At 33.0% G+C, this 25,075-nt stretch carries 27 protein-coding genes and 1 pseudogene; 2 read left to right on the forward strand and 26 right to left on the reverse strand.

Translation table 11 applies throughout. From position 1 onward, the window contains the following. Nucleotides 1–115 precede the first annotated feature (115 nt). From EGI22_RS14155 to EGI22_RS14195, 9 genes are all read right to left on the reverse strand, one after another. Nucleotides 116–1,684: a hypothetical protein gene (locus EGI22_RS14155; protein ID WP_255069115.1), complete on the reverse strand. Its 1,569-nt coding sequence runs from the start codon at nt 1,682–1,684 to the stop codon at nt 116–118. A gap of 271 nt (nt 1,685–1,955) precedes the next feature. Then, on the reverse strand, nt 1,956–3,068 hold the full coding sequence (locus EGI22_RS14160; RefSeq protein ID WP_255069116.1) for a serine hydrolase: 1,113 nt from the start codon (nt 3,066–3,068) through the stop codon (nt 1,956–1,958). Nucleotides 3,069–3,168: 100 nt separating this feature from the next. Further along, nucleotides 3,169–4,296, reverse strand: a complete 1,128-nt coding sequence (locus EGI22_RS14165) for a hypothetical protein (protein WP_255069117.1) — start codon at nt 4,294–4,296, stop codon at nt 3,169–3,171. Nucleotides 4,297–4,384: 88 nt separating this feature from the next. Then, entirely contained in the window at nt 4,385–5,446 is a 1,062-nt protein-coding gene (locus tag EGI22_RS24075) for a two-component regulator propeller domain-containing protein (protein WP_255069118.1), read from the reverse strand. 153 nt (nt 5,447–5,599) lie between these two features. Beyond that, complete coding sequence (locus EGI22_RS14175; protein ID WP_255069119.1) at nt 5,600–6,100, reverse strand: hypothetical protein; 501 nt, start codon at nt 6,098–6,100, stop codon at nt 5,600–5,602. 150 nt (nt 6,101–6,250) lie between these two features. Beyond that, a complete protein-coding gene (locus tag EGI22_RS14180) occupies nt 6,251–6,862 on the reverse strand; it encodes a hypothetical protein (RefSeq protein WP_255069120.1) in 612 nt (203 codons plus the stop codon). Between the two features lie 10 nt (nt 6,863–6,872). After that, the gene (locus tag EGI22_RS14185) at nt 6,873–7,031 is read right to left on the reverse strand and encodes a hypothetical protein (RefSeq protein WP_255069121.1); all 159 of its coding nucleotides are present in this window, start codon (nt 7,029–7,031) and stop codon (nt 6,873–6,875) included. Further along, nucleotides 7,024–7,683 carry a DUF4279 domain-containing protein gene (locus tag EGI22_RS14190; RefSeq protein WP_255069122.1) on the reverse strand — a complete coding sequence of 220 codons (660 nt, stop codon included), beginning with the start codon at nt 7,681–7,683 and terminating at the stop codon, nt 7,024–7,026. Before EGI22_RS14190 ends, EGI22_RS14185 begins: the two co-directional genes overlap by 8 nt. Before the next feature lie 146 nt (nt 7,684–7,829). Next, on the reverse strand, nt 7,830–8,738 hold the full coding sequence (locus EGI22_RS14195) for a tetratricopeptide repeat protein (protein ID WP_255069123.1): 909 nt from the start codon (nt 8,736–8,738) through the stop codon (nt 7,830–7,832). Between the two features lie 524 nt (nt 8,739–9,262). On the opposite strand from EGI22_RS14195, the gene msrA reads away from it, so the two are divergent. Beyond that, nucleotides 9,263–9,754: a peptide-methionine (S)-S-oxide reductase MsrA gene (gene msrA / locus EGI22_RS14200; RefSeq protein WP_255069124.1), complete on the forward strand. Its 492-nt coding sequence runs from the start codon at nt 9,263–9,265 to the stop codon at nt 9,752–9,754. 751 nt (nt 9,755–10,505) lie between these two features. On the opposite strand, the gene EGI22_RS14205 is transcribed toward msrA, so the two are convergent. The 10 genes from EGI22_RS14205 to EGI22_RS14250 all read right to left on the reverse strand — a co-directional run bounded on the left by EGI22_RS14205 (nt 10,506) and on the right by EGI22_RS14250 (nt 19,418). Continuing rightward, nucleotides 10,506–12,188 (reverse strand): serine hydrolase, encoded by a 1,683-nt coding sequence (locus EGI22_RS14205; protein ID WP_255069125.1) that lies wholly within the window; start codon nt 12,186–12,188, stop codon nt 10,506–10,508. A 128-nt stretch (nt 12,189–12,316) separates the two neighbouring features. Further along, nucleotides 12,317–12,757 (reverse strand): DUF6249 domain-containing protein, encoded by a 441-nt coding sequence (locus EGI22_RS14210; RefSeq protein WP_255069126.1) that lies wholly within the window; start codon nt 12,755–12,757, stop codon nt 12,317–12,319. A gap of 40 nt (nt 12,758–12,797) precedes the next feature. After that, nucleotides 12,798–13,265, reverse strand: coding sequence for a hypothetical protein (locus EGI22_RS14215; RefSeq protein WP_255069127.1), 468 nt, complete (start codon nt 13,263–13,265; stop codon nt 12,798–12,800). Nucleotides 13,266–13,276: 11 nt separating this feature from the next. Further along, on the reverse strand, nt 13,277–13,834 hold the full coding sequence (locus EGI22_RS14220; protein WP_255069128.1) for an RNA polymerase sigma factor: 558 nt from the start codon (nt 13,832–13,834) through the stop codon (nt 13,277–13,279). Between the two features lie 227 nt (nt 13,835–14,061). Then, nucleotides 14,062–14,727, reverse strand: coding sequence for a hypothetical protein (locus tag EGI22_RS14225; RefSeq protein WP_310588162.1), 666 nt, complete (start codon nt 14,725–14,727; stop codon nt 14,062–14,064). Between the two features lie 92 nt (nt 14,728–14,819). Further along, complete coding sequence (locus EGI22_RS14230) at nt 14,820–15,437, reverse strand: hypothetical protein (RefSeq protein ID WP_255069129.1); 618 nt, start codon at nt 15,435–15,437, stop codon at nt 14,820–14,822. An 82-nt stretch (nt 15,438–15,519) separates the two neighbouring features. Continuing rightward, nucleotides 15,520–16,098, reverse strand: coding sequence for a Crp/Fnr family transcriptional regulator (locus tag EGI22_RS14235; protein WP_255069130.1), 579 nt, complete (start codon nt 16,096–16,098; stop codon nt 15,520–15,522). 707 nt (nt 16,099–16,805) lie between these two features. Continuing rightward, nucleotides 16,806–17,420, reverse strand: coding sequence for a DinB family protein (locus EGI22_RS14240; RefSeq protein ID WP_255069131.1), 615 nt, complete (start codon nt 17,418–17,420; stop codon nt 16,806–16,808). Nucleotides 17,421–18,207: 787 nt separating this feature from the next. Further along, nucleotides 18,208–18,567: a cupin domain-containing protein gene (locus EGI22_RS14245; RefSeq protein WP_255069132.1), complete on the reverse strand. Its 360-nt coding sequence runs from the start codon at nt 18,565–18,567 to the stop codon at nt 18,208–18,210. Continuing rightward, entirely contained in the window at nt 18,564–19,418 is an 855-nt protein-coding gene (locus EGI22_RS14250; RefSeq protein ID WP_255069133.1) for a CPBP family intramembrane glutamic endopeptidase, read from the reverse strand. Before EGI22_RS14250 ends, EGI22_RS14245 begins: the two co-directional genes overlap by 4 nt. A gap of 128 nt (nt 19,419–19,546) precedes the next feature. Between EGI22_RS14250 and EGI22_RS14255 the strand changes: the two genes are divergently transcribed. Beyond that, nucleotides 19,547–19,870, forward strand: a complete 324-nt coding sequence (locus EGI22_RS14255; RefSeq protein ID WP_255069134.1) for a helix-turn-helix domain-containing protein — start codon at nt 19,547–19,549, stop codon at nt 19,868–19,870. Between the two features lie 676 nt (nt 19,871–20,546). On the opposite strand, the gene EGI22_RS14260 is transcribed toward EGI22_RS14255, so the two are convergent. The 7 genes and pseudogenes from EGI22_RS14260 to EGI22_RS14290 form a co-directional block, all read right to left on the reverse strand. Further along, nucleotides 20,547–21,173, reverse strand: coding sequence for a DoxX family membrane protein (locus EGI22_RS14260; RefSeq protein ID WP_255069135.1), 627 nt, complete (start codon nt 21,171–21,173; stop codon nt 20,547–20,549). Between the two features lie 92 nt (nt 21,174–21,265). Beyond that, complete coding sequence (locus EGI22_RS14265) at nt 21,266–21,403, reverse strand: hypothetical protein (protein ID WP_255069136.1); 138 nt, start codon at nt 21,401–21,403, stop codon at nt 21,266–21,268. Between the two features lie 411 nt (nt 21,404–21,814). After that, nucleotides 21,815–22,171 (reverse strand): DoxX family protein, encoded by a 357-nt coding sequence (locus EGI22_RS14270; protein WP_255069137.1) that lies wholly within the window; start codon nt 22,169–22,171, stop codon nt 21,815–21,817. A 4-nt stretch (nt 22,172–22,175) separates the two neighbouring features. After that, nucleotides 22,176–22,868 (reverse strand): hypothetical protein, encoded by a 693-nt coding sequence (locus EGI22_RS14275; protein WP_255069138.1) that lies wholly within the window; start codon nt 22,866–22,868, stop codon nt 22,176–22,178. An 81-nt stretch (nt 22,869–22,949) separates the two neighbouring features. Beyond that, nucleotides 22,950–23,519: a Crp/Fnr family transcriptional regulator gene (locus tag EGI22_RS14280; protein ID WP_255069139.1), complete on the reverse strand. Its 570-nt coding sequence runs from the start codon at nt 23,517–23,519 to the stop codon at nt 22,950–22,952. A 157-nt stretch (nt 23,520–23,676) separates the two neighbouring features. Beyond that, nucleotides 23,677–24,327, reverse strand: a complete 651-nt coding sequence (locus tag EGI22_RS14285; RefSeq protein WP_255069140.1) for a hypothetical protein — start codon at nt 24,325–24,327, stop codon at nt 23,677–23,679. Nucleotides 24,328–24,723: 396 nt separating this feature from the next. Beyond that, nucleotides 24,724–25,075: pseudogene (locus tag EGI22_RS14290) on the reverse strand (IS110 family transposase); the annotation flags it as partial.

The following is a 25,075-nucleotide window of genomic DNA, read 5'->3' on the forward strand; positions in this document are numbered from 1 at the left end:
TTAAGGCATCATTTTTTGTAAAACTTGTAAATGTTTTGGCAACCTAAGGGTATGCACCACTTCAATTGCTGAACTAAATTATACACTTTGTTAGCTTCGGTTTCATTTCTTTCCATTAATCATAGCCATGATATAGATATATAGCCCCATAGGACCAATTAGAGCCGTTCAAACCTGGATAATTAAATCTGTCCATCATTAGAGCTACATAGCGAAATGGATAGCCATCAGGCAGTTGGACAATATTTGGCCATACTCTTGTACCAGATGTTTCATCCCAGGGAGGTAAATCCATCATTAAAGTTCCTACTTCTTTCAGGTCAGGATAAGAATAAATATATATCTTTCTTTCGCTACTACCTGAAAAACAATACAGTTTTTCTCCTATTCTTTGAATAGAGGTACCTGTTGAATTATGCTCGACAGGTCCATGAATCTTTGTATAGTTTTTATTCCAATCATTCGATTCTAAAACAATAGCTTTGTAACCACCTTTGTTGTTTTCACATGTAAGCATTCGCCATTTTTCTTCTGCCGAATCAAATAAAATATGCGGGTCTTCAATATCCCCAACCATACCAAATGGCACGGCATTCATTATAGAGAATCCAAATCGAGGATCCCTTTTACTTTCAATAGCGAGCAATTGTTTTTTCTCTTTATCAAGATTAGCGTAGGCACTAAATCCTGTCGTCAATCCTCGCCAGATTTTTTGTTTTCTGTCATAAAAAAGATGTGAAGCAATCTCATTTCTGAGTAAACCATCATTGCGGTCAAACAATATGACTCCTTCAAGTTTAATGTCAAATACTGTTGGGTCTGTACTAAATACACCTTGAATATGATGAGGCAAGGCACGTCCGCGAATAGACATAGTATACCATAATCGTCCTTGGTCAAGCATTGGCTCACCATCTTCATAGGTAATTGCCCTGATGTCAGACAATCCAACACCTGTGGTGAGTGCCATTTCAACCTTTTTAATTCGAACTTCACCATCATTAAGATGTACAAAAAGGTGCGATTGGAAAGAATATATATGTTCTTTTTTTCGCAGATCTATAAAGGAGTTAAATTCACTTTGACCAATAACTTTTGGTAATTCTTTATCTTGTAAATATAAGGTAAGTCCACTTCCCAACATTTGGAGAATGATTTTACCTTTTATATTTACTTTTTTATCAAAGTTAACTGCAATTGATTGATCCACAATAATCTCAGAGTTTTTAATTACTTTGAGTTTTATTCCAGTGATAATAGAATCTCTATATCCGATTTTAATAAAAAACTGGTCCTTTTCAGTGGCATTTGAAAATTTAAAACCTACCTCTCCATGTCCAGTACAAGAATTTAGATCGATAGAATAGGTTGCAAATGGGTTAAAACCACCAAACCAGATTTCTGATTGGGTTTCTTTTCTAGATTGAATGATAAGGTTTCCATCAAGAATGTCAATATTGGAATGTTCGTCAGAATAATTCTTTATTGGGTGCATTGAGGATAACCCAATGATCGTTTTAGGATCTAGACTAGCCAATGGAATTGCTTGATTTTCGTCAAATATCATTCTTTGTACCCCTTGTCTGACAAAGTTTATCTTCTCTGGCGAAGTTTGACAAAAGCTGACGTGATTTACAGAAATGATTAGTATTATGGTGAGAAAGATGTTATTCAATATTTTCATGGTTTTTTATTTATAGTTGAGTTTATAACTATATCTGAGTTCCAACTAACTTCAAATTTAATAAAATATTAATCCCTTTAAAATTTCTAATTAGCTTAAAAATTAAACGGAAGTTTAAATGCAGGGAATGAATGCTAACGACTGGTTTATGATAAGAAGGCGGTTTCTATGTTTCAAACTTTCGGTTAAGGAGAAGGATTGGTACGAGCCAAGAGTTTTAAATTTTGCACTGTATCTCCTATTTTTTATATACATTCTTTTATTCCGTATTTCATTTTTCAATTTCATTTAGTATTCTTTTATAGACGTGAATCAGATCACTCTTTGGGTTGTTATCTCTATTTTTATCTATGAGAAATAGACCAGAAGACAACAATGAATTTCCAGTGAAATTTCGTTGGACGGCTACAATATTATTCGTTGTGTCGATACATAAAAATTGCCCACCATATCCATCTGCCCATATAGTTTTGGTATCATTTTCAACCCACCAAGAATATGCAAATGCTTCATATGGATTATATAAATCATTATATCCGTCCAATTTCGAATAAGGGTACATACTTTCGTTTATCCATTTCTTTGAAACTACTTGCTTATTATTCCATATCCCATTTTGAGTAATTAAAACGCCAATTTTTGTAAAATCCCTAGTACTTAGATACATCCAAAAAACAGGATAATCCGAATCTGTTTTATTTGGGACTGGCCAAGGACTATTGTATACTATATTTGACATCGAAAAATCTTGCATTTCCAATGGAATAGCCAAATATTTCTCCATAAATTCTCCAATTGACATTTTTGTTTTTCTTTCAAGGATTACCCCAAGGATATTAAAATCCCAATTGTTATAAAAGAAGTATTCGCCTGGTTTATATCGCCCTCTTTTAGGACGAATATCATCTGCCCAATCGTGTTCGGCTTCAGCTTTTAAAAATATTCCAGAAGTACACATCAATAAGTCTCGAATAGTAGCAGATTTTTCTTTTTTTGTTAAAGGTGTCTGGCTTTCATCTATTCCTATGCTTTCGATTGTTTCATCTAAATTCAACATTCCTTTATCCTCAGCAATTCCAATCAAAATACTCATCACACTTTTTCGTGCGGAATGACAATTTATCAGTTTTTTAGTGTCGCCTTCTTCAAAAATTATTTTTCCTTTGTATGCAATCATCACATTTTGCATTCTGTTCGCCGTATCTCTGATAAATCCTCTTACCTCATCTTGAAATTTGGATGGTAGTAAATCATTTTTTTTTAATTCTCGACCATATTCGGCATCTGTATTTCCAACCCTTGGTATAATTGAATAAACAAAAAAGGCTATCGCAAGAAATGCAGTAACTACTATTACTTTTGTTAATATTTGTCGGAATTTCATTTAGACAGTCTAATAAATTTTACGGACTTTGTAAAATGCACTCAACTTTGATTTAAGCACCAAAACCCTTATTGTTTTTACACTTTGTTAGCCAAGGTATTTAATATTTTTCTTTCAATTCTTGCCTAATAATAATATTCAATTCTTGTCTTTTTATTCCTAAATATTTTTCGATTGCACTATAAAAATCAGTGTCTTCTTTTCCTGCATTCAGCATTTTTTTTACTAATTCATAACTTCCTTTTTCAAATGCTTTTTTTATTATTAATCCTCCTAAAACATATCTATAATCTGTGTATTGGTCGAGCGTTTTGAGTTCTAACATATCATTCAGATTAATTTCTGGATGTTCTAAAAGATGTTTATTCAGTTTTTTTAAATGCCAACCCAACTCTTTCCCTCTGCTCATTCCAAAATAGGTTGCCACACCTTCATTAATCCATAGATGACAATTTGGGAAATGTGGATTTAATAGAAAATGTATTAATTCGTGAGGGTAATATTCTCCAATACCTGAAGCGTAAACAATTCTGTTTATTGGGTCTGCTTTTCCAGAGGGGATTTCTTCCCCACTATTGGCAATCAAAAAATCAAAACCTCTGGCTTTTAATAACTCTGTGTTAGAATTTGCAAAATAGTAATCAACAGTATCAATATTTACTTTAAATTTCTCACTCAAATCTATAAGATAATCGTTTTGTTTTTTTGCTAATTCATAGTTAAAATCTTGAAATTTAGGATAATGATATTTTATATAACCAATGGTTGTTGAATTGAAATTCAGTTTTGTATTAATCTCAAGCGGATTAAATAACTTTAATTCTCCATTTTCTATTCCTGCATAAACGTGAAAGATATACTGAACATTAGAAGTCTTTTCTTTTGGTTTAAACTCCATAATTGAAGTAATCTTAAAATATTCATTAATTTTTTTTACACTCAAAATTTTAATATTGGAATAACTGAGTAATTTCAAATAATTATCCATTCCAAATTGAAGTTCTTTTTCTATTAAAAAATATGACGTTTGTCCATATTTCTTAACTTCTTTGAAATTCCAATATTTTGAACCTAAACTATCATCTTTAGTATTCAAGAAATCAAGCCAAAGATTTAAAGGTTCAGCGACTTTAAAAACAGTTGTATCTATATCATAATTTACAGTAACACTTTGTCCGTAAGATTTAGGACTTAAAGTTAAAAATATTAGGATTAATAATTTATTCATTTTCTGCTATGTTGGGTAATGGTAAGTATATGAAGCCTAGTCTGCCGATTGGCGGCTTTGATTTCATATACATTATTAGCGGCTGTTTTTACATTTTGGGTTCAAATTTTTTAAAGTCGTTTCCTATTCGTTTGTAAACTCCATCATTATTTGTTCCAAGCCAAATCGTTCCTTTATTGTCTTGATAAATACTAATCAGCAAAACATCTTCTTTTCCATTGTTTATTTCAAAATTCGAGAGCGTTTTTCCATCATACTTCCAAACACCGCCACCATAAGTCGTCATCCATAAATTTCCGTTTTCATCTGCTATTCCAGCGTTGAAGTAAAGTATTTTATCTTTTACAATTTCTTTGGGTAACTCGACAGCTTTCATTTTTTCATATCCATTTGGTAAGTCTGGAGCAATTCTATATTTACTATAAAAATTACTTAACCAATAATTCCCGTCTTTGTCTTGAATCATTGAGCGTACACCTGGAACTCTCCCGTCCGGAAGAGTTGAAAGTTCCTTTTCTCCAAACCATAAAAATATTTCACCGTCAAAACGAAAAGCACCAGCACTTTCAGTACCAAACCAAACATTTCCAGCCTTGTCTTTGTTGACTCCGAATACAGCATAAGGGTTATTGTTATTTCCTTGAGAAGTGTTTCTTCCAAATGCTTTTTTTAGGTCTTTTCTCGGTAATTCTAACTCATAAAGAGATTTGCCGTCAAAACGGTAAAGGTCGTTTAAATATCCAAACCACAAATCATTTGGCTGAAGTTTCCATTCGTTGTTAGAGGATTTAACGGGTTTTAATGTTATGAATTCTGTTCCCGTATATTTACTAATGCCTTTGGCTGTCATAATAATTATATTGCCAGCACTATCTTCTTGTATTCCACGAATCGAGTTATTGACCAATCCGTCTTTTGTCGTGAACTGCGTAATTATCGTCTTGTCAAACTTGTATATGCCATTTCCGTTGCTACCAAACCAATAATTATCTTTTGAATCTTGAAATATTCTCCAAATTTGATCGTCAAGTTCAGAAACTACTTTTCCAAATTCATGAGATTTAATTTCAGCCTGTTCAGATTCAGATTTCAATTGACCATTGCAAGAGGCTAAGATATTTGAAATAAGAATTACAAGGACAATTTTCACTGTATTTAGGGTCATTTTGTTTTTCTCTTTTTAGTTGTATTTAACGAGTTAGCTAAGAAACGTGGGAATTTCGAAGTACGTTTCTGTCCGCCCGTGACGAACTAAACTACGAAGTTCTATGCTAGCTTTCAGTACGTTTCTCCCCATGTTTTCTTAGGTTTTGTTGGCAAACGTTTTTATTTCATTCTTATAAGATTTTACATTCTCTTCGAGGGTAGAAGTCCTTTGATTAAATTGGTTTTGTTCAAAAACTAAAAGATCAATGTCCGTCAAGCCTTGAGGGCCATGGTTATTCTCTGTTACATAAAGACCATTTCCAAGTTTAATATAAGTGGATTTATCCTCATCTACTTCGTCCTCATAGTAACAAAAGAGAATGTCTTGAATCGTTTGATTTAATAGAAGCTTTCTTGTTTTTGGATTCAGTTCGGTTCCGTTTTCAAAACAAGCTTGGTAGTAGTCAATATTGTCTTCAGTCAAATTGTATAGAACATCATTATTATAACGAGGAATTCCAATGATTTGTCCAGATTCAAGTTTTAAGTAACAATAGAACTCTTGCAGACCATATTCATTAGACTGTTTAAACTGAAATCTAATGTCTACTATCAATTGACCGATTAAATCCAAGAGTTTTACTGTTTCTGTTTTCATTTTAATGTTTGCCAACGTTCAGGGCTTTTGGCAGGTGGGGAAATAGAATTCCTTATGCTCAGCCTTAGTACAAATGTATATTAAAGTTCCTAATGTTCAATCACTTCCATCAGCCCCACTTGACACAAGGACATGTTATGTGGCGTTTTCCTATTTTCCATCTGTGGTGCCTGTATTTAGATTAAAGTTATTATCGAAACCAACTTTCCAGTCAATCGAGTCAGGATAATATTTTTTGTTCTCAATTTTTGCAGTCGTAACATACTTCTCTTCTTCAGTCCAGTTACGAATGTTATATCTAATTATTTTTTTTGATTTAAAATACTCAGTAATTATTTTAAATGCTTGATTTCTTATAGTGTCTGTTGGTGAAGAAATAGATGCAAAAAAATGTGGGTCTGATGCTATTGAGTCAGAAATTGAAGTCGCCAAAAATTGATGCAAAGTGCTTATGTTTATTTTAGTCAACCTATCTGGAGTTAAGAAAACTCTTGGTGGTTTTGTATCGTCAATTCCAGTTCCACAAAAACTATAAATTTGTTGAGTGTTAAAATAAAATATTGAATTTTCGAGAAGTATAAAATTAAAATTTCCATAAAAAGTTGTCGGAGGAGGCGGTGGAGCCGGTTGAACATCACCTTGGTCTTGAACTGTAATTGTTGGGTGCTTAACTATATAATATACTTCAATTACATTGTCTTGCCTAGTCGAGCAGCCAAACATTAAAAAACTATATGTCAATATTGTGAAAATCTTAGTCAATGTTGTATTATTAAAATGACGCACATCGTTTTGCAGCTACAAGAAGTTGGCGATTTCGAAGACGAAAACTGTCTGCCACAACTGAACTTGATACGAAGCACAAAGCTTCATTTAACCACTGAACCGCCAATTTCTTGTAGGTGCTGTTAGCACCAGTAGTTCTATTCATTCTCAAATTTTTTACCTGTCGCATAAATGTCAAATGTCAGTTCAAGTCCAAGCTTTGAAAGTCGATTAATTATTTCATTGTCAATGTATAATCCTGTGAAATTTCCATTACCTATGTGGTAAACAATTGTTACGAATATGTCTTTGGTACTTGTCTGTCTCGAAAGCTCTTTTATTCCTTCAATGTCTGTTTCGAAAATGTCCAATAAGTAATTTAGTTTCCTTTCAATTCGTCCTGGTTCTGAAAAGGTTTCAAATTCAAGTCCGTTGTATGTGTATTCAAATTTTCCATTTGAAAAAAAGTCCCCTTTTGTAATTGTATTGGTTGGTTTAATAGAAGTAATTTTCAATAACTCTTGTATTGTCAAATCCTCCGAAGTCGGCATAAAACTAATTCTAACAAATGGAAAAGCGTCTACACCAATTATTTCAATTTTGTCTGCCGTGTCAAAAACAAATTCAAGATAAAAGCTTTCATTCTTTACTTCTATAAATGCTGTCGCTTGATTATGATTTTCGTCAAAGTCGATTTTTGCAATTTTAGGTTTGTTGTCTTCGTATTCGACTTCCAATATTTTTAAATACTGTCGTGTCATCTCAAAAGTCGGATTGAGAAGTTCGTCAGTAATTATGTTGGTTATTGTTGTCGTCATACTATTGGTGCTAACGGTTAGTATATGAAAAGTAGGCGATCTTGAAGCACTAAATTTTCGGTTAAGCACAAAGATTGATGCAATCCAAAAGGCTTGATTTCACTACTATTTCGCCTATTTTTTATATACATTGTTACCTGCAGGCTTTATTTACATTTTTCATTTATTCGTTCTTGAGCATAATCAGCTCCTAATTCCTTCGCTTTTTTCCAATTCTCACAAGCTTCTAATTTTTTCCCTTGGTTGAATTTCGTGTTACCAATATTAAAATATGTCATAGCGTCATTTGGCTTTAATTCTAAAGCTTTTTCATAATCAGTCAAAGCTCCTTCATAGTCGCCATTTTCGTCTTTTACGGTTCCACGATTTACGATTGCATCTATAAAGTCAGGTGCGATTTCAATGGCTTTATCATAGTCGGCTATCGAGGATTTCCAAGTATAAAGCTCATTTTTTACTATTGCTCTTGAATAATAGGCATTCGGGTCTTTTGGATTGATTTTGATGCAAATTGTCCAATTAAGAATTGCTCCACTTAAATCTCCGGAATTATAGCAGTCAAGTCCTTTGTTGAAATAAAAGTCTTCTTTTTCTTTATTGAAATTGGGAAATTTTTGATTTTTCGGGTCAAATGGTGCTCCATAACCGTCAAGTTTTGCATCAAATTCATAACCTCTTTTGTACATATCCAAACCCCAGTAAAGTAAGTTGTCATCCGTAATTGGTATTTCATTAGTTTCTCCATTCAATTCCCAAAGTCCTTTGTTTATTTTCTTTAAGGATTTGATTTCATAAGGATAATGTTCTTTTATAAATTCTTGAAGTTTTTCAAGTTTTTCTTTAGAGTTGGAAACAAAATGGAAGTCAAATTTTGCTAATGAAAAATCACTCACCCCACTTTTTTGCATCCTGTCGAATACATCTTGAGCAGAAACCATTTCTTTTCCGAAATTTTCTGTGAATTGTTCCCAAGTAATGAATTTTTCCTCATTCTTATTTTGTCCCCAACTTGTTAGAAATTTCAGCATTAATATTATTATCAAAAGGTTTCTCATTTCGTTTTTTCAGCTTGCAGGTAACATCTCGCTATCCGAATTTCCTTAACTTATTGCGTCTATATCCTATTGCGTCTATATCTTTTAGGTCAGATATTTAAAATACGCAGGAACTTGTTAATACTTATCCAAAAATATCAAAGATTTCTTGAAGTTCCTATTTGATAAAAAAAATGAAGTCAAACTGCTCATTTTATGAAATATGTTTGAGTAAAAAACTATTCTCCTTTAATAAAATATTAAGGTGGGGGCTTGACAAAATTGATTTGCTCTTGCTTATTATCAGCTAATTGAATTTATATTTTAGAAATTCACTCTTTAAAATTCTTTTGGGCTTGATTTTCAAATATTTCCTCAAAACTGTGAAATAGTCCTAACTAAAAGCTTTAAAATATTCACCTCAATTTCCTTTTAAAATCACAAGCTGCTAGTCAAAACAAATGATACAAATAAAACCTAAACGATCCATTTCGTGTTTTTGAAATAAAGCAATACTTTTGAAGAGCAAATTTTAACTAAAACAAATGAGCAACATAAAAAAAGCATACATAGCAGGTGGCTGTTTCTGGGGAATGGAAGACCTTTTTAGAGTTAGAAAAGGAATCATAGACACCGAAGTAGGCTATATAGGAGGGCAAAACGACCATCCTAATTACCGCAATCACCCCGGCCATGCCGAAGGCATTGAGCTCACTTATGATGCCGAGGAGACTTCTTTCCGTGAGATTCTAGATTACTTTTTCAGAATCCACAATCCTACTACGGTTGATCGCCAAGGAAATGACATAGGCTCAAGTTATAGATCGGCCATTTTTATACAAAATGAAGAGGAGCAAAAGACTGCTGAAGAGGTCATCAAAATTGTAAATGCATCAAAAAGATGGGATGGCGATGCCGTAACAACTTTGGAGCCTATCGCAACATTTTGGCCAGCTGAGCCTGAGCATCAAGATTACTTGGTAAGGAATCCGAATGGCTACACCTGTCATTTTGAGCGTTTTGGGAGTTTTCTTTAAAATTCCCGAAGTCAAATTGTAAAGTAATAGTATTCAAAAGTCAAAAAAACACCATATTTGATAAGGTCCAATTGCATCCTCAAAGAATCTTGAATGTGAAAGATGTTCCTGAAAATTCAAAAAAAAATAGGCCGTCTCAATATGTAAAATGAGACGGTCTATTTTGATTTAACACTAATTATTTAGATTTTATTATTTTTAAAATTCAATCAAACCTCGGCTGTAGAGTTTTATTTATAAATCAGCCATTTTAGCTGATTTTCTTTTAATGAAAGTTTATAATTCAGAATTCCAATATTTTCATCCAAAGACAGATAAATGTCTTAATTTTAATAATTGACATTTATGGGTAATGTATTGGTTTGTAGTGTTTTGTGTTTTTTTTTTGAGAGTTGGGTGGTCTTTTTTGGTCCATAAAATTCTATCTGAATATTCTACTTGATAAAAGAATTAAACGAAATTCAATTAATTTCTATTCCAAAAATATAACTTCTATCCGTCTTTTTCTGAAATATCAAAAAATGTAAATCAGAGTAAAAACCTCCCTCAAAAAGTATTCAAAAAACCTGACGAAAACCACATAGTGAGTAGCGTAAAACCTTTCTAATGTAAAAACTTTAGTAAGGTCACTCAGCTGTCCTTAGCAATCCCGAAATTTTTCAAGAGGTTTCAAACTAACTGTTTGAATTCCTTAATTGTGCCAAACGAAACCTTGGTTTTTACCTTCTTTTTTGTTTAAATATGGTATAAACTACCTTATTTTCTTCCCTTCCATTTTCCTTCCTCCTTGAGAAAAAGTTAGACTTTTTACAGTACCATTAGTATCTATATTAAAAACAACTTGGGCATCTATCTCTTTGATTAAAAAAATATGCTCAGTTTCAGCGAAAAGCTCAACAGTTGGTTGTCCTGTCGTTTTTGCAAAAATGCGGTCATTTTGCTTTTCAATCTCAATCTGAAATGACGGCTGTAGTTCATAAACACCAACATATTTTATCAGAGTTTCTTCTGCCAAAGTTATGGTTTCCCTTTCTGATGCTGGCTTTGTGTCAGTTTCAGTACCAATGCTTTTTTCGATACGGTCAGCGAATAGAACGTGTTTTTTGCCATCTTTTAACGAAAAATTGTAATTGGCAAAAAGGTCTTCAAACATAAATTCATTTTCTGAGAGAGGAAATAGTTTTATAGGACGTCCACCTTCACGTTTACTCTGAAGCATACCGTTTTCGTAAGTAATAAATCGAATAACATCTTCAAATTGATAAGCCCCGACCCACTGATTAAACTGCTTTTCGGAAAGTTTTATGGGGGTTTTATCTACTATGGGCTTACCTAATAGTACAGATACAGATTTGAGGTTATGGGTTTCAGGGCCTTTGCCATCATCAAGATTAGTCAATACGATTGCATAAATCCCTCTATCAGGCACATAAATACCAGAAGCGGAAAAGCCATTGATACCTCCAGTGTGTTCAAGAGTTGTTATACCTGAAATTTCATTTATAAACCAGCCGTACCCATAATTGTTATTCTTTCCGTTGGTTAAGGTGTGATTTGTAAAAGCTAATCGCTTGCTTTTTTCAGAAATAAGTGTGTTGTTTTGGATAGCTTTATTCCACAAAAACATATCGTCAACTGTGGACATCAACGAACCTGCAGCATAAGGAATAGTCGTGCTCATATACTCTGGATTTTCGTAGGTGCCTTCATAGAATTGGTAGCCATTTGCCCTATCAGTAATAATTCTATAACTATTACCATAATACGAATTTTTCATTCCGAGTTTGTCAAAGATATTTTTTTGTATAAAATCCCCATAGCTCATACCTGATATTTTTTCTATGATATAGCCCAGAAGGACATAGCCTGAATTGCTATATTCATACTTTTCACCGGGGTTAAATTCCAAAGACAAGTTTTTGAAACTGCTGATAATTTCTAAGGGAGTCATATCCAACCGAGTTTTAGTTCTAAATTCAGGCAAATTGGTGTAACTCACGATACCAGAGGTATGATTGAGCAAATGGTGTATGGCAATTTCATTACCTCTTGGGTAGTCTGAAATATATGTCGACAAAGGATCTTGCAGACTGAGTTTGGCTTGTTCTAGAAGCATCAAAATTGATACACTTGTAAATTGCTTGGTAATAGAAGCCAACTGCAAAACATTTTCGGGTTTCATTGGCACTTTTAATTCTAAATTAGCCATACCAAAAGCCTTTCTATAAAGAATCTTATCGTTTTCGGCAATCAAAATAGTTGCACCGGGCGAATTGATTGGGTATGCCTGGTTGAAAATGGAATCAATTTTTGTTTCTATTCCCTTTGTGAATGCTACACTCAAAGTTGATTTGTCAGTAGCGGAAACCTTCTTTCCTTGCCCGAACATTATTTGAGCAAATAAAAATGCTATAAATGTTATTGTATATTTCATTGTATTTTGATTTTTAAATTTTAGTAAAAAAAGAGTTTAATTGCTATTTTAGGCAATGAGTTTCCATCCTCACCTTGTGAAGTTTAAATAAATTTGCGAAAAACAAGGTTTGATAAAAGCGGAGGGTTTTAACTTCTTAGGTAGAAGAAATAAGCCAAATAACTCAGGCCAATGCTAAAAGCCATAATAGCTAAGGAATGAATATGAATGGGGGTAGTCAAATAAGTCATTATGAAACCTATTCCTATGCCACAAAATAAAATAGCCAACTTAATAACCTCATTCTTTTGTTCTTCGTCATTTTTGTTTAATAAATAAGCCGATAACTGTTCCGCCATTCCTTTGTCTATTAGTTTGTTTTTTAAACGATATTCTAAAAAATACTTAATCAAAGAGATGATCATAAATACCAAAAAAATAATAAACAAAATAGGAAGTATAATTCCAGCTATCGGTTCTGATGTCATAGGTTCCGAAGGGCTTGATTGAGTGGCTGTTATTGTTTTGTTTTGTGCAAAAGCCTGAACTGTTGCCAGTAAAATTAGTAAACCTATTTTTGATTTTTTCATTTCTAATTTGATTTTGAATTATACCCTATTAGACAGCCTATTAAAGTATCGGTTGCAAATTGTTTTTAAATATTTTTTCCTCTTTAGTTTTGTATTGTTGGTATATGTCAGCAAATAAAAATAGCAATACAATCAAGCCCGTTCCTATTATCAAAAGGGTTGTGAATATAGATTTTGAATAAAACACCGTCAGGATTTTAGGGATAAATGGAATGGATAAAGATGAAATGCCGACTAATATAAAGGTCAAAAGCAGCCAAAATATGAACTCTTGCTTATTGCTTTTTTTCTGCTCATATAGCATGATTTTGTCCATCACTATTGTTGTAATTTCAAAAGGAAAAGATTCTGGTGCTACTTTTGTAATATCAACTATTAAATTGTGATAGTATTCAAGTTTTGTTGTACATTCTTTACATTCTGAAAGATGCAGTGCTACTGTATCAGCTTGCGTTTCTTTTAATAGAAATGCTTGCAATGTTTCGTCAGTCAGATGGTTGTTTTTCATAATTCCTCATTTTAATAATGGTAGTTCATGTTGTCTTTAAGCATCTTTCTTGCTCTGGATAGGTAACTTTTTATAGTTCCTTCAGGCAAATTTGTGATTTCTGCTATTTCCTTATTAGGCAATTCTTCTAAATGGTAAAGTGTAATTAAAGTCTTATACAAAGGTGGAAGTTTAGCTATTTCTTTGGTAAGAATTTCTAATGCTTCTGTTTTGATAGTTTCTACCTCTGCATTTTCGGTTACTATGAAATTACCCGCAATCGTTGTTTCAATTTCGATGATAGGAATTCTCTTTTTTTGAAGATAATTTACTGTCGTATTGTAAGCAATGTTTGCAATCCAAGTGGATAATTTAGATTGGAATTTAAAGTTTGGTAAGTTTTTATAGGCTTTAAGATAAATATCTTGAACAAGGTCTTTTTGGTCATCTGCATTGGTGGTCATTTTTCTGACTATTTGCGTGATCAATTTTTCTGTATCTTTTACCACAAGAGCAAAGCCTTGAACGTTTCCATTCAGGATATTCGTAACAATTACCTTGTCAGAAAAATGATTACTTTCAGTGCTCATATAGATGTATTAGACAAGCAAGTCGAAGTGTGGTTGCAAATGTATTTGTTTTTTTATCATTTGCTTATTTAGCTTGTATTTTACGTTTTAAAATGGCAGGCAATATATATAAGCCACAACCAGTAGGTGAATTTAAAGCCCGCCCAAAGTGTAGCAAGCTTCAAATCCAAACTGACTTTGATGTCTGTCAGGTCATTTTGTAGTTTATTTGTTTTCAACTTTTGATTTTAAAAATTAAATCCAAAATGAAGCCCTGGTTCAGGTGTGTATTTAGGCCATTTGTCATCTTTCTCTTTAAAACCTTCAGGCATTTTAGAATGATACGGACGACCAGCAAGCCCAAGAGAAGGTTGTATAAAAAACTTATCCTTAAAGAGTTTGACATGATAGCCAACGCGATAAGAATTGAATATATGGAAACCATTACCCACCTTAACATCGTTTTCATTTACAAATGTTTGCCTCATTGGCATTACGTGTACTGCAGCGTAAAGACCTTTCCAGAAATATCTTTGATAAGCAAGCCCAAACCCAAACTCACGAATATACCCTGGGAATTTCTCCTCGGGCTTTCCGTATGATTTGTTGAAAAATGGGTTAATACCAAGTGGCCAGGCATATTTCCATGTTATTAGTTCTAATGAAATTACATCTTTTCTTGTAATCCGATAGCCTAAATTAAGTTGAGCGAAGTCAGGTTTGTCTGTCTTTGAAAAATTGCCCAATACAAACAGAGAGCTCCCAACAAACCACCGCTTGAAAGTGCTGTCTGTTGGGGCATATTGTGCTTTAACTTGTAGTGTGCTTGCCATCATTAAGGTCAATGCGAAGTATAAAATTTTCTTTTTCATTTTGATAAATAATATTCTAAAATCAGATTTGATAGATGTCATAAATGCACATCTCATTTATATGTAAAAACCTTAAACGGCAATGTGGAGGGTCAGAAGACTCAAGTACCATTGAATGTCTCTCAACCAGAATGTTAAAAGTTAAATCCAAAATTAAGCCCGGGTTGAATAAAGTAGTTAGGCCATTTGTTTTCTACCAATTTAAAAGATTCTGGAACTTTTGTTCTAACTGGCCAATAGCTACAACCAAGGGCTGGTTCGAAAAAGAAACGGTTTTTAAAAAACTTAAACTGGTAACCCAAATGGAAGTTCAGATATAAAGTGTATCCATTTCCAAGCTTTTTATTATCTGCATCCATATATTTTTCGAAAGCATTCAATGCATGAACGGATGTAAAGACTCCTTTCCACCAAAAATGCTGGTAGCCTATTGTAGGTGCTAATATGCGTGCATGCCCAGAATAGTTTCCTCCTGGTTTACGAAATGACGGCCCAAAAGGGATTCCAATTGGCCAAGAATATACAGATCTTTTAAAATCTATAGAAATAACATCTTTTGGAGTTACTCTATAACCAAAATTTAATTGTACGTACTCAGGGTTGTCTTTTTTGTCAAAATTTCCTAACAAATATAAAGAACTGCCTACAAAGCACCTTTTGTAAGTACTGTCTTGTTTTGTATATTGAGCTTTTAATGTTAAACTACATGCTAACAGAAAGGAAAGTCCAATCCATATATTTTTCTTTTGCATATCTTTTTTAAATTCTAAATGATGCTGCAAAAATAGATTGGCGAGATATCAAAACTCGTTCACTTAAGTTAAGTAATTCATCTTAAATCTTTTTTTCAAGAATTCTTGCCCTTAGTCTGCTTAAAGATTGAGGTTTGATACCTAAAAAGCTCGCTAATTGGTGTTGGGGAACACGTTGAATGAGGTCAGGTCTTTTTTGTAATAAGTTCAGGTATCGTTGTTCAGGAGAAGAAGTCTTAAACTCGTCGAAGTCAATTTGTTGTTTTGCCAAAAGCTCTTCGGATAATATTCTACACATTAATTCAAACTTTGGAAATTTACTGTTTATTTCTATTCCCATATCAGAATTTGAAACTAAAAGAATAGTGTCTTCTATGCAACTTATATAATACTCTGAAGGAGTTTTGCTTATTGCACAGTGAGGGGTCAAACCTTCCATTTCGGTAAAAAAAGCTGTAGTTTTTTCTTCTCCATCTGTTAGGTAATATTTGCGAATGCATCCTTTTAGTACAAAATATTCATCTTTCGATTTTTGGCCTTCTTTGAGTAAAATAGTTCCCTTTTTAATAGATCGAAATAGATCTAAGGAAAGTATGGCGTTTTTCTCATCTTCTGTCAGAGAAATGTATTTTGATATAAAGTCAAATAGTATGTTTTGCATTGTTTTTATATGATGCTATATTATTTTTCATTTTAACTTTCTGATTTTCGATTATTTTCTTTACGTTGATAATCAAGAACTTGTAATATTCAATTTGGCATCAGTAAGTCCAAATTTATCCTCCGATAAATATCGGGATTGTTTTTGATTTTTTTTGAGCAATCCTATTTTTCTTTTTTGATCTAAAAACAAATAGCCTTCGGGGTTTATGTATCTGGTGCCCATTGTTAAAATATTTCATACTATTACTGCCAATTTTTGTGCTGTTGCACTAATAGCTGATACACTTATTTTTAAATAATTTTTCTCTCCATTTCGAGAAGTCCAAATATAGGTTTAAACTAAACTTTGACAAGGAAGGGCTTCCTGAGTTTTATCATTTATGGAAAAAAACATTCTCTCTACATCAAAATTGAAAGTGGGTAAAGGGATGTTTTTTTACAAATAAACGAAACTGCCCAAAAAAGCAATAAAAATCTCATATCCATTCAATACACCTCAAAACTAGTAACTAACCCCTCTTTAGAAGAATTCAAAATTTGACTAAAAGCCCATAAATGCGGAAAATTAAGTGTATATAATGTAAAAGCTGCAGAGAGACCTAATCTAAAGGTCCAATTTAATCCAGAAAGTTTTCGGGTGGTTTTATTCTAATTGCATGAACATATGATGTGATGCCGAACGAAACTTTTTTGTTGGCTTAAGATTTATTTTGGAAAGTTCGTTGCTTTTTTAATTCTATCTATTTGTCGCAAATGTCTGTCTGTATGTCCAAAGTGAACAACCATTAATGCAAGTATACTTCTTCTTTGTTCTTTTCCCCACCTATACGTAAAATGAGCTTTTAAGTCATAGGTTGTATTATTTATGAAATCAATGATATGGTTTCTTCCGAATAAGAAGAAAGTAAGGTTATCTATTTCTTTCATTAATCCTAAGGGCTCTGCATTCCATTCAGCTTTGTGAGGACTAGGGTCGTTCATCCAATTAATATAAGAGGTGTCTGGGAGAGATAGGCTATCAAGCAGTGGGTCAGGCTTTGAACTAAGCATAATATCTGCTTCCTGAGCAAAAATCCTTTCATACAATCCTAAGTGCTCAAGCACTTCTCCAATCGTCCATTTTGTAGAATCTTCCCTAAATGCCCATTGTTCTGGAGTTAAATTTTGGGTCTCCTTAATAATTTCGAGCTTTGTCCTTGTAAGATTGTCAACTAAGAATTTGCGGTCTGCTTCTGTCCAATTATATTTCGTTTGGCTATAAGAGTTATTTGTTGCAACAAAAAATAGTAGATAATAGAGTGGTATGTAAAATTTGGCCATGACGAAAAGAGGTTTTTAATTTTTGAGTGTCTAAAAAAAATTGGGTCTAAATTTTTTATAATGCTCATAGTCAAATACTTGTAATATTCAATTCTGCATTAGTCAGTCCAAATTTATCTCCAAACAAATATCGGGATGTTTTTGATTTTTTTTGAGTAATCCTATTTTTCTTTTTTGATCGAAAAACAAATAGCCTTCGGGGTTTATGTATCTGGTGTCTTTTTAAGGGATTGTTTCATAAGTACTTCCACGTTAGCATACAAAGTTAATAGGCGAGGCTTATATGCTGGATTTCACCTAACATTCAGGGCTTTGTGAAGGCAGGGCTTTGTTATTTGTCCAGACCGGAACTGAAGCCCAATAAAGAAATAAAACGGGGCCGCCCGTGCGGTACAAGATAAGACTAAAAGCCCAACAGAATTCCGTCCAGCCAGAATCAAAGTACAGCGATGCAAACAGCCGAAGTTTCAACGTCCAGCCCTGCTTGCACAAAAACCCATATTGGTGGCTGGCATTTTGTTAAACCTATGAATTTTTTATTAAAAACAATAATTTCAAATTATTTGCATCCGAGTAAATATTAAAAGCTAAATTTACAATACATAAACAATTGATAATCAACTACCCCGAAGGAGTGATAGTGTTATAACAAAAAAGACCCCCATTGATTAAAAAAACCTGAAAGGGTTTGATTTTCATTTTTTAAAATGAGTTTTTATTATTTTGTCGTACGCGAGTGATTTCAAATATAAAAATTGTCAAGCCGGATATCCAAATATTTGGAATTTCAATAAAATTGTTGGTCTACTGATTTTGTTATTGACGTTTTTATTTTACCTGTATGTTCCGTGGTTTTAGATTCAATAAGCATTATTAAACATTCCTCTTCTGAGGAAACTCTGTGATTTTTTCCTTTATTTACAACAAACAGGTCACCTTTTTTCAATTTTAAGTCTGGTTGATTTTCAATTTCCATTAAAAGTGTCCCTTTTGCAATGTAGAATAATTCATCTTCGTTTTCGTGAATATGCCAAGGCACTTCTTGCCCTTTTATTTTTACGACTTTAATATATTGGTCATTTACTTCGCCTATAATCTTTGGTGAGAAATATTTTTCAAGACTTAAAAACGCATTTTTTAAATTCATCTTTTAAATAGTTTGCTTTTTACAATTTTACCCTCTTTTTTGGCAAGATAATAAAGAACAATACCAATAATTAATAGAAATGATGCCGTAAAAATCGAATCCTCAATTCCAACAGCACCCCCTGTCAATAGTTCAGGGCCGCTGAATTTTGATTGAATGATACTGCCCATATTATCTAGCCCAGTGAGATTTGAACCATAAAAAGGCTGAGAAAAATTCCAACCTAAATGGAAGAAAAAAGGTAGCCAAATTCTTTTCGTATAGATAAACATCATTGCCATACTAAACCCCCAAATCAAATAATAAAAAAGACTAAAAAGGTTGGAATTGGGATTATAAATGTGTTGCAATTCTACTAACATTGCAATGACAAGGGTTAAATTAGTACCTAACCAATTTTCACAGACACGAACTATTAAGCCTCTATGAAATAGGTCTTCAACTATGGCCGCAAACATTAAAAACGTGAAAAGCTTTATTGGGTAGTGAGCTGTTGAAATACCAATAGCTTGATAATACCCTAATAAGTATAAAATGAAAATAGATAATGAAATAGTTGAAAACCCGAAGAAAAACCCTCCAAACATTTCTTTAAGCAAATATTTTGTGGATAGCTCAGTTATTTTTCTTTTATCATAAAAACGAAATAAAAAGTAATACGCAGCTAGTAAAACTAGAAAGGAAATAAAATGAATAATTGGGTTGGCTATATTTTTATCTTGAATAATGCTATAAAAAAATGGCTTTAATACAAAGTTTTGAATTAAGACAAATAGAGAAAAAGGAACGAAAATTCCGATGATAATTTTTGTTACAGGAAAATAAAGCACTCTTTTGATAGTTGCATTCATAATTTATATTCTTTATTGTTTTTGCAAATAAAAGTATTTAATACCTTTGCAGCAAGTACATACAATAAAGTAAGCTACATACTAAAAACATAGTAAAGCTGATTATCAATGGTTTAAATTTAAAAAAAATGAAAAAAAATATTCAAAAGGCACATTGTGCTGTTGATTACGCATTTCAAAGAATCGGCGGAAAATATAAAGGGCGGATTTTGTGGGTATTGAGGGATGGCTTATTGAGATACGGTGAATTAAACAGGGCAATAGTGGGTATTACACCAAAAATGCTTACCCAAACACTAAAAGAACTGGAAGCTGATGAACTAATTAATAGAAAAGTTTATTCTGAGGTTCCACCCAAAGTTGAATATTCACTTACTGAAACAGGAAAAGAATTAATTCCGTTTATTAGTCAAATGCGAAGTTGGGGGGAAAAGCAAATGTCGGCAAATTGAAACTTACATTTCGTTAGGTGTTGAGATATGGTTCTAGCTAATATTTTTTCTTCACCTTGATAATCAGGTATTTGTGATATTCAATTCGGCATTAGTCAGTCCAAATTTATCTCCCGACAAATATCGGGATGTTTCTTAATTCTTTTGACCAACCCTATTTTTCTTTTTTGGTCTAAAAACAAATAGCCTTAGGGGTTTATGTGTTTGGCATCATTTATTTCCATTTTTGTTACAAGAATTGCCATTTTTTGTGTTCAGTGTACTAATACTTCCTTTTTTTAATAAATTTTCACCCAAATTATTAAGTTCAAACAAAGAATTTTGGAAAGCTATGTCAAAAGTGGGCCACAAGTGTGTTTTACATTGGAAAGTGTGAAAAGCTAAACCACCCGGTTCAGGAGTCAAAATGAGTAAGGGAAAATATGCCCAAAATTTATAGAATCAGACTAGAAATGGGATAAAAACATCAAATCCAAACAAAACTTCATATCAGAGTCTTAGACCACGCTCAAAAAGCAAGGCTAAACATCACGAAAACCCCATAGGTGCAGGTTTTTATAAGGAAAAAGCTACGGGGAGGCCTACTCCAAAGATTAAGTTCAATCCCGAAAGCTCTCGGGAGGCTTCATTCTAAATGCTTGAACGCATTACGTTGTGCCGAACGAAGCCTTAGTTGTTAGCTGCTGACTTTTTTTATTATATCTAAAATAAGGTTTGGAATTTCTCTTAGTCCTTTTAATGTTTCTGTTGTGTTAAATATTAAAGCTGATAATAGTCTTGGTACAACTCCCAAAAATTCAAGTCCTATTGCCATAAATGGTAATATTAAATATGCCCAAATCGGATATTTAAATTTAGTTGTCAAGCCGTTAAATATATTCTTAAACGCTAAAATCATTCTGTCTTTGTAGTGCCAAAGAATTAAGAAGTCTAAAAATAAGTAGTAAGAAAGTCGCCAATAAAAGCCAGTCATTTTTATGTAAGTTATGTCAATAATCAAAATATTTACGAGAATTGGTATTGAAAGTAATACCCCTAAAATAAGTGTCCGATTATACAGTAAAAGAAGTCCAGCAATTATTTGTGAGACGCCAACAAAGGATTTGAATGGCTCTTGGTCAAATAAATACCAAGAAAGCTTAAAAAGTCCTAAATCTTTTACCGGTGTTGCCATTTCTTTTACAGAAATTCCAAATTGTCCATCGGTCAATTTACTCCAACCATACCTTAATAATGTCCAAGCAATTAAAACTCTTGCACAAAGAATAAAATAGTCCCAAAGTTTTTGTTTTTTTTCTTCCATTGGTTGTCTGTCTAAATTTGCAGCTATTGTTTTTATTTTGTATTGATAATCAAGTGCTTGTAATGTTCAGTTCGGCATTAGTCAGTCCAAATTTATCTTCCGACAAATATCGGGATGTTTTGAATTCTTTTGACCAAACCTAGTATTCTTTTTTGATCTAAAAACAAATAGCCTTCGAGGTTTATGTATTTGGTATCATTTATTGCCATTTTTGTTACAAGAATTGCCATTTTTTGTGTTCAGAGTACTAATACTTCCTTTTTTTTAATAAATTTTCAACCAATTTCTTAAATTCAAACAATGAACTTTGGAAAGCTATGACAAAAGCGGGCTACAAGTGTGTTGTACAATGGACAGTGTGTAAAGTTAAACCACCTGGTTCAGGAGTCAAAATGGGTTTGGGAAAATATCCCCAAAATTTATAGAATCAGACTAGAAATGGGATAAAAAAATCAAATCCAAACAAAACTTTATATCAGAGTGTCAGACCAAGCTCAAAAAGCAAGGTTAAACATCACGAAAACCCCATAGGTGCGGAAAATCAGGTGTTTATAAGGAAAAAACTACCGAAGATTAAGTTCAACATTGGCTTCATTCTAGGCACGTTGTGCCGAACGAAGCCTTAGTTGTTAGTGGCTGCCTTATTTCATCTCCCAATAAGCTATAAAAATACAGATTATAAATATTATGATATTTGGAACGATGGAAAGTTTAAGTTTCAAATTTATTAACCCTGCAACCACCATTGTCAAGCCCAAACATAATGCAGAAAGAGCAGAAAGAATGGGATAGTAATTAAATGCGGAAGGTAGAATTAAACCTATCGCTCCTAATAGTTCTAATCCTCCTGCAACTTTGATTTGTTTTTCATTAAGTTCAATAAGTCCTTTCATTCCTTTTTCAAGGAGTTTTGACTTTGAAAGAAACATTTTGTTGCTCCCTACAAAAGCAAACAGTATTCCAATAAGTCCTTTTAAAATCCAAATTGTTGTCGTCATATGTTTATAGTCTTGTCCAAGGATTAATTCCTTCTTTTTTGAGTTGGGTATAAATCAAACGCATATAGTATGTATCAAAAATGAATGTTGCCAAAATGATTACGAACATCAAAGTTGCATCTTCGCCTTTATGGTCTGCTAAAAGATAAGAAAGTCCGACTGTAATTGAAGTTCCTATCCATTTCGACCAAGCAATGGTAAAGGATTGTCCTTCTGAACTTTGTCGTTGCCAATACATCAGCACAAAACAAACCGAGATAATAAGATTTTGAATAAATGCGATAAACTTTGCCCCTTCAAAAATCTCTTTATGAAAATAGGGTTCAAACTGTCCGAAGAATGGACCGCCCGCAATCATAATTCCGAAAGATGCAGTAAACGAAACAACTGCCAACATTATCCACTCTGATTTTGAAATCTTATAACTGCTTTGAAAATATTTGTAGCCATACAAAAAGAAAGTAATGACTATACCCACATCGCAAATCATCCAAACCGTATTGATAACAGTCGCTAAACCTCCTGATGCGTGAGGTGGATAAATCAATGAAAAAGTGACTTCCCAAGCAATGTTTAATGCAAGCGGAACAAGTGGCATACCATACGACTTGTCTTTGATACCACGATACACCAATGCTACATATGTGATTGTCCAAGCAATCCCACTAAGCAATACGGTTAAATCTACCCAATTCATATTTTTACAGTTTTATTTTGTGAAACAATACTGCAAAGGTAGATACTTGTTTCCTGCTACACCCTTAAAGAACTTTAAGACTTAAAGAGTCTTCTTTAAATTACTCAACCATTCGGGCGAAATTCCAATAAAATTGGCTATATGTCGGGACGAAATGTTTTGTATCACTTCTTGATAGTCAGAAATGAGCAATTCGTACATATTTTTAGGCGAGTATGATAGCAGTTTGGTTCTAAAATCAAGTTCACTGAGCAGTGCTGTAATAATTTGTGATTGATAGAAGTCTTTAATGGTAGGGCTAATTTCCAAGATTTGTAGTAACTCTTTCTTGGGAAGCACAATTACATCAGAGTTTCGAATAGATACCAACTTGCAGTTACTTGTAACGTCTCGAAAAAAACTTTGTGGAACTGTCATAAAAGGTTGAAAACCTTCTAAAAAGAAATTAATTGTTTTTTCACTACCATCATCTTTCAACAGTTGCATTACAAAACCGCCTTTTAATATAAAATAGATGTTTGTACAATTCTTTCCATAATCTACAATTATCTTATTGTTTTTAACATTTTGGACACAAATGATTCCCTGTAAAAGTTCAATGTCTTTTTCCGTCAGTTTGCCTTGTTTTAATATGTCATAAAATTTATCCATTTCGTTTTGATGCAGGTTTCGCAAAGGTTGCCACTAACGGTTTGCAGATTTGCGATGGGCGGGATTTTTACCACAAATGTTGATGCGGAGCACAAAACTTTCGGCTACCACTAAACTGTCTGCGGAGCACGAAACCCCGCCTATTGCAAATGTGCTGTTATATGCTGGTTTTTTTATCTCTGTCAATTAGTCGTTGGTCTATTTTCTTTATTAGTTCAAACACATAGTCGAAATAGTTCGCAGCATTTTCTTTGGCGAAATTCTCAATATGTATTGCCTGCATAAACGGAATTATCTTTTGGTTCACTGTCACAGGTTTAATTTCTGTTGGGTTTGAAAAACTGCCTTGAAACATTGTCGTTTCGTCCGGTATCCCATTTAAAATTTTACTTGAGTCTGCGTGAGAGAAACCGTTTCTCATTAATTCTCGAATTGTGTCGAAAAGAAATACTTTCTCACTTTCTGTTATTAAGTCAAGTTTCCTGCATTTCTCAATTGAGTTTCCTAATGGAATTGAACTGTATTTTTTATTCGGCTCCTCAAAAGTAGCTCCCCAGTCTTCAACAGGTTTTGGTCCAATTCCAGCTTCATCATAAATTAATGATAGTTTCAAAAGTCTCTCAAGTAAATTATTTGTCAAAGTTATTGAAGCTCTGTGAAATTCGAGAATTAGGCATTTGTTGATTTCAAATACAGTGCCTCCTAATTCACTGAATACATAAAATTCAAATTCAAAATATTTAGAACGACTTTGAAAATTCTTATTCAAATTGACTATAAATGCTTTTTCAAAAAGTTCTTTTTCCATATTTCGATTTCTGTCTTCGTGTCGGTTTTAAACTTGTGACTAACGATTTTACGTCGAATTTAGCCAATATTTGGTTAATGAACAAAAAATCCCTTACCCAAATATATTGAGCTATTTTGTAAAACATAATTTAAAAAATAATCGAATCAGGAGCATGCTTTTGGAATTAATAAATATTGTGAACGGGGTAGCTTAAAGCTCCGCCAATTTTCTTTTGACAATGCTCCCATCTCCAGGATTCTGATCGGGCTAACATTTCTGCATGCACCAATTAGTAAATCGAGCTTTCATTCGATTAATATTTTTACGCTTTTGGTATTTCTACCGTTAGCAAGTTTTCTTTTTTTGACCCAAAAATGTCGGATTCTGACTAACGTTTTTGTTTTGTATTGATAATCAAGTACTTGTAATGTTCAGTTCGGCATTAGTTAGTCCAAATTTATCAATTTGTTTTTGAATTCTTTTGACCAAACCTAGTTTTCTTTTTTGGTCTAAAAACAAATAGCCTTCGGGGTTTATGTATCTGGTGCCTTTTGTTACCATATTCCATACTATCACGGCCAATTTTCGTGCTGTTGCACTTATAGCTGACACCCTCCCTTTTTTAAAACTGATTCTTTGGAAAAAATCCCTTAATGGAGTGGAGTCTTTTAAATTCCCAATTGCATTCGCCGCATTTCTTAGGGCTATTTTTAGCCGGTTACTTCCTTTTGGGACTTTACTTGATATTATTTTGCCACCAGTTTTC

This window comes from Lacihabitans sp. LS3-19, assembly GCF_024343575.1.
Lineage (GTDB): Bacteria > Bacteroidota > Bacteroidia > Cytophagales > Spirosomataceae > Leadbetterella.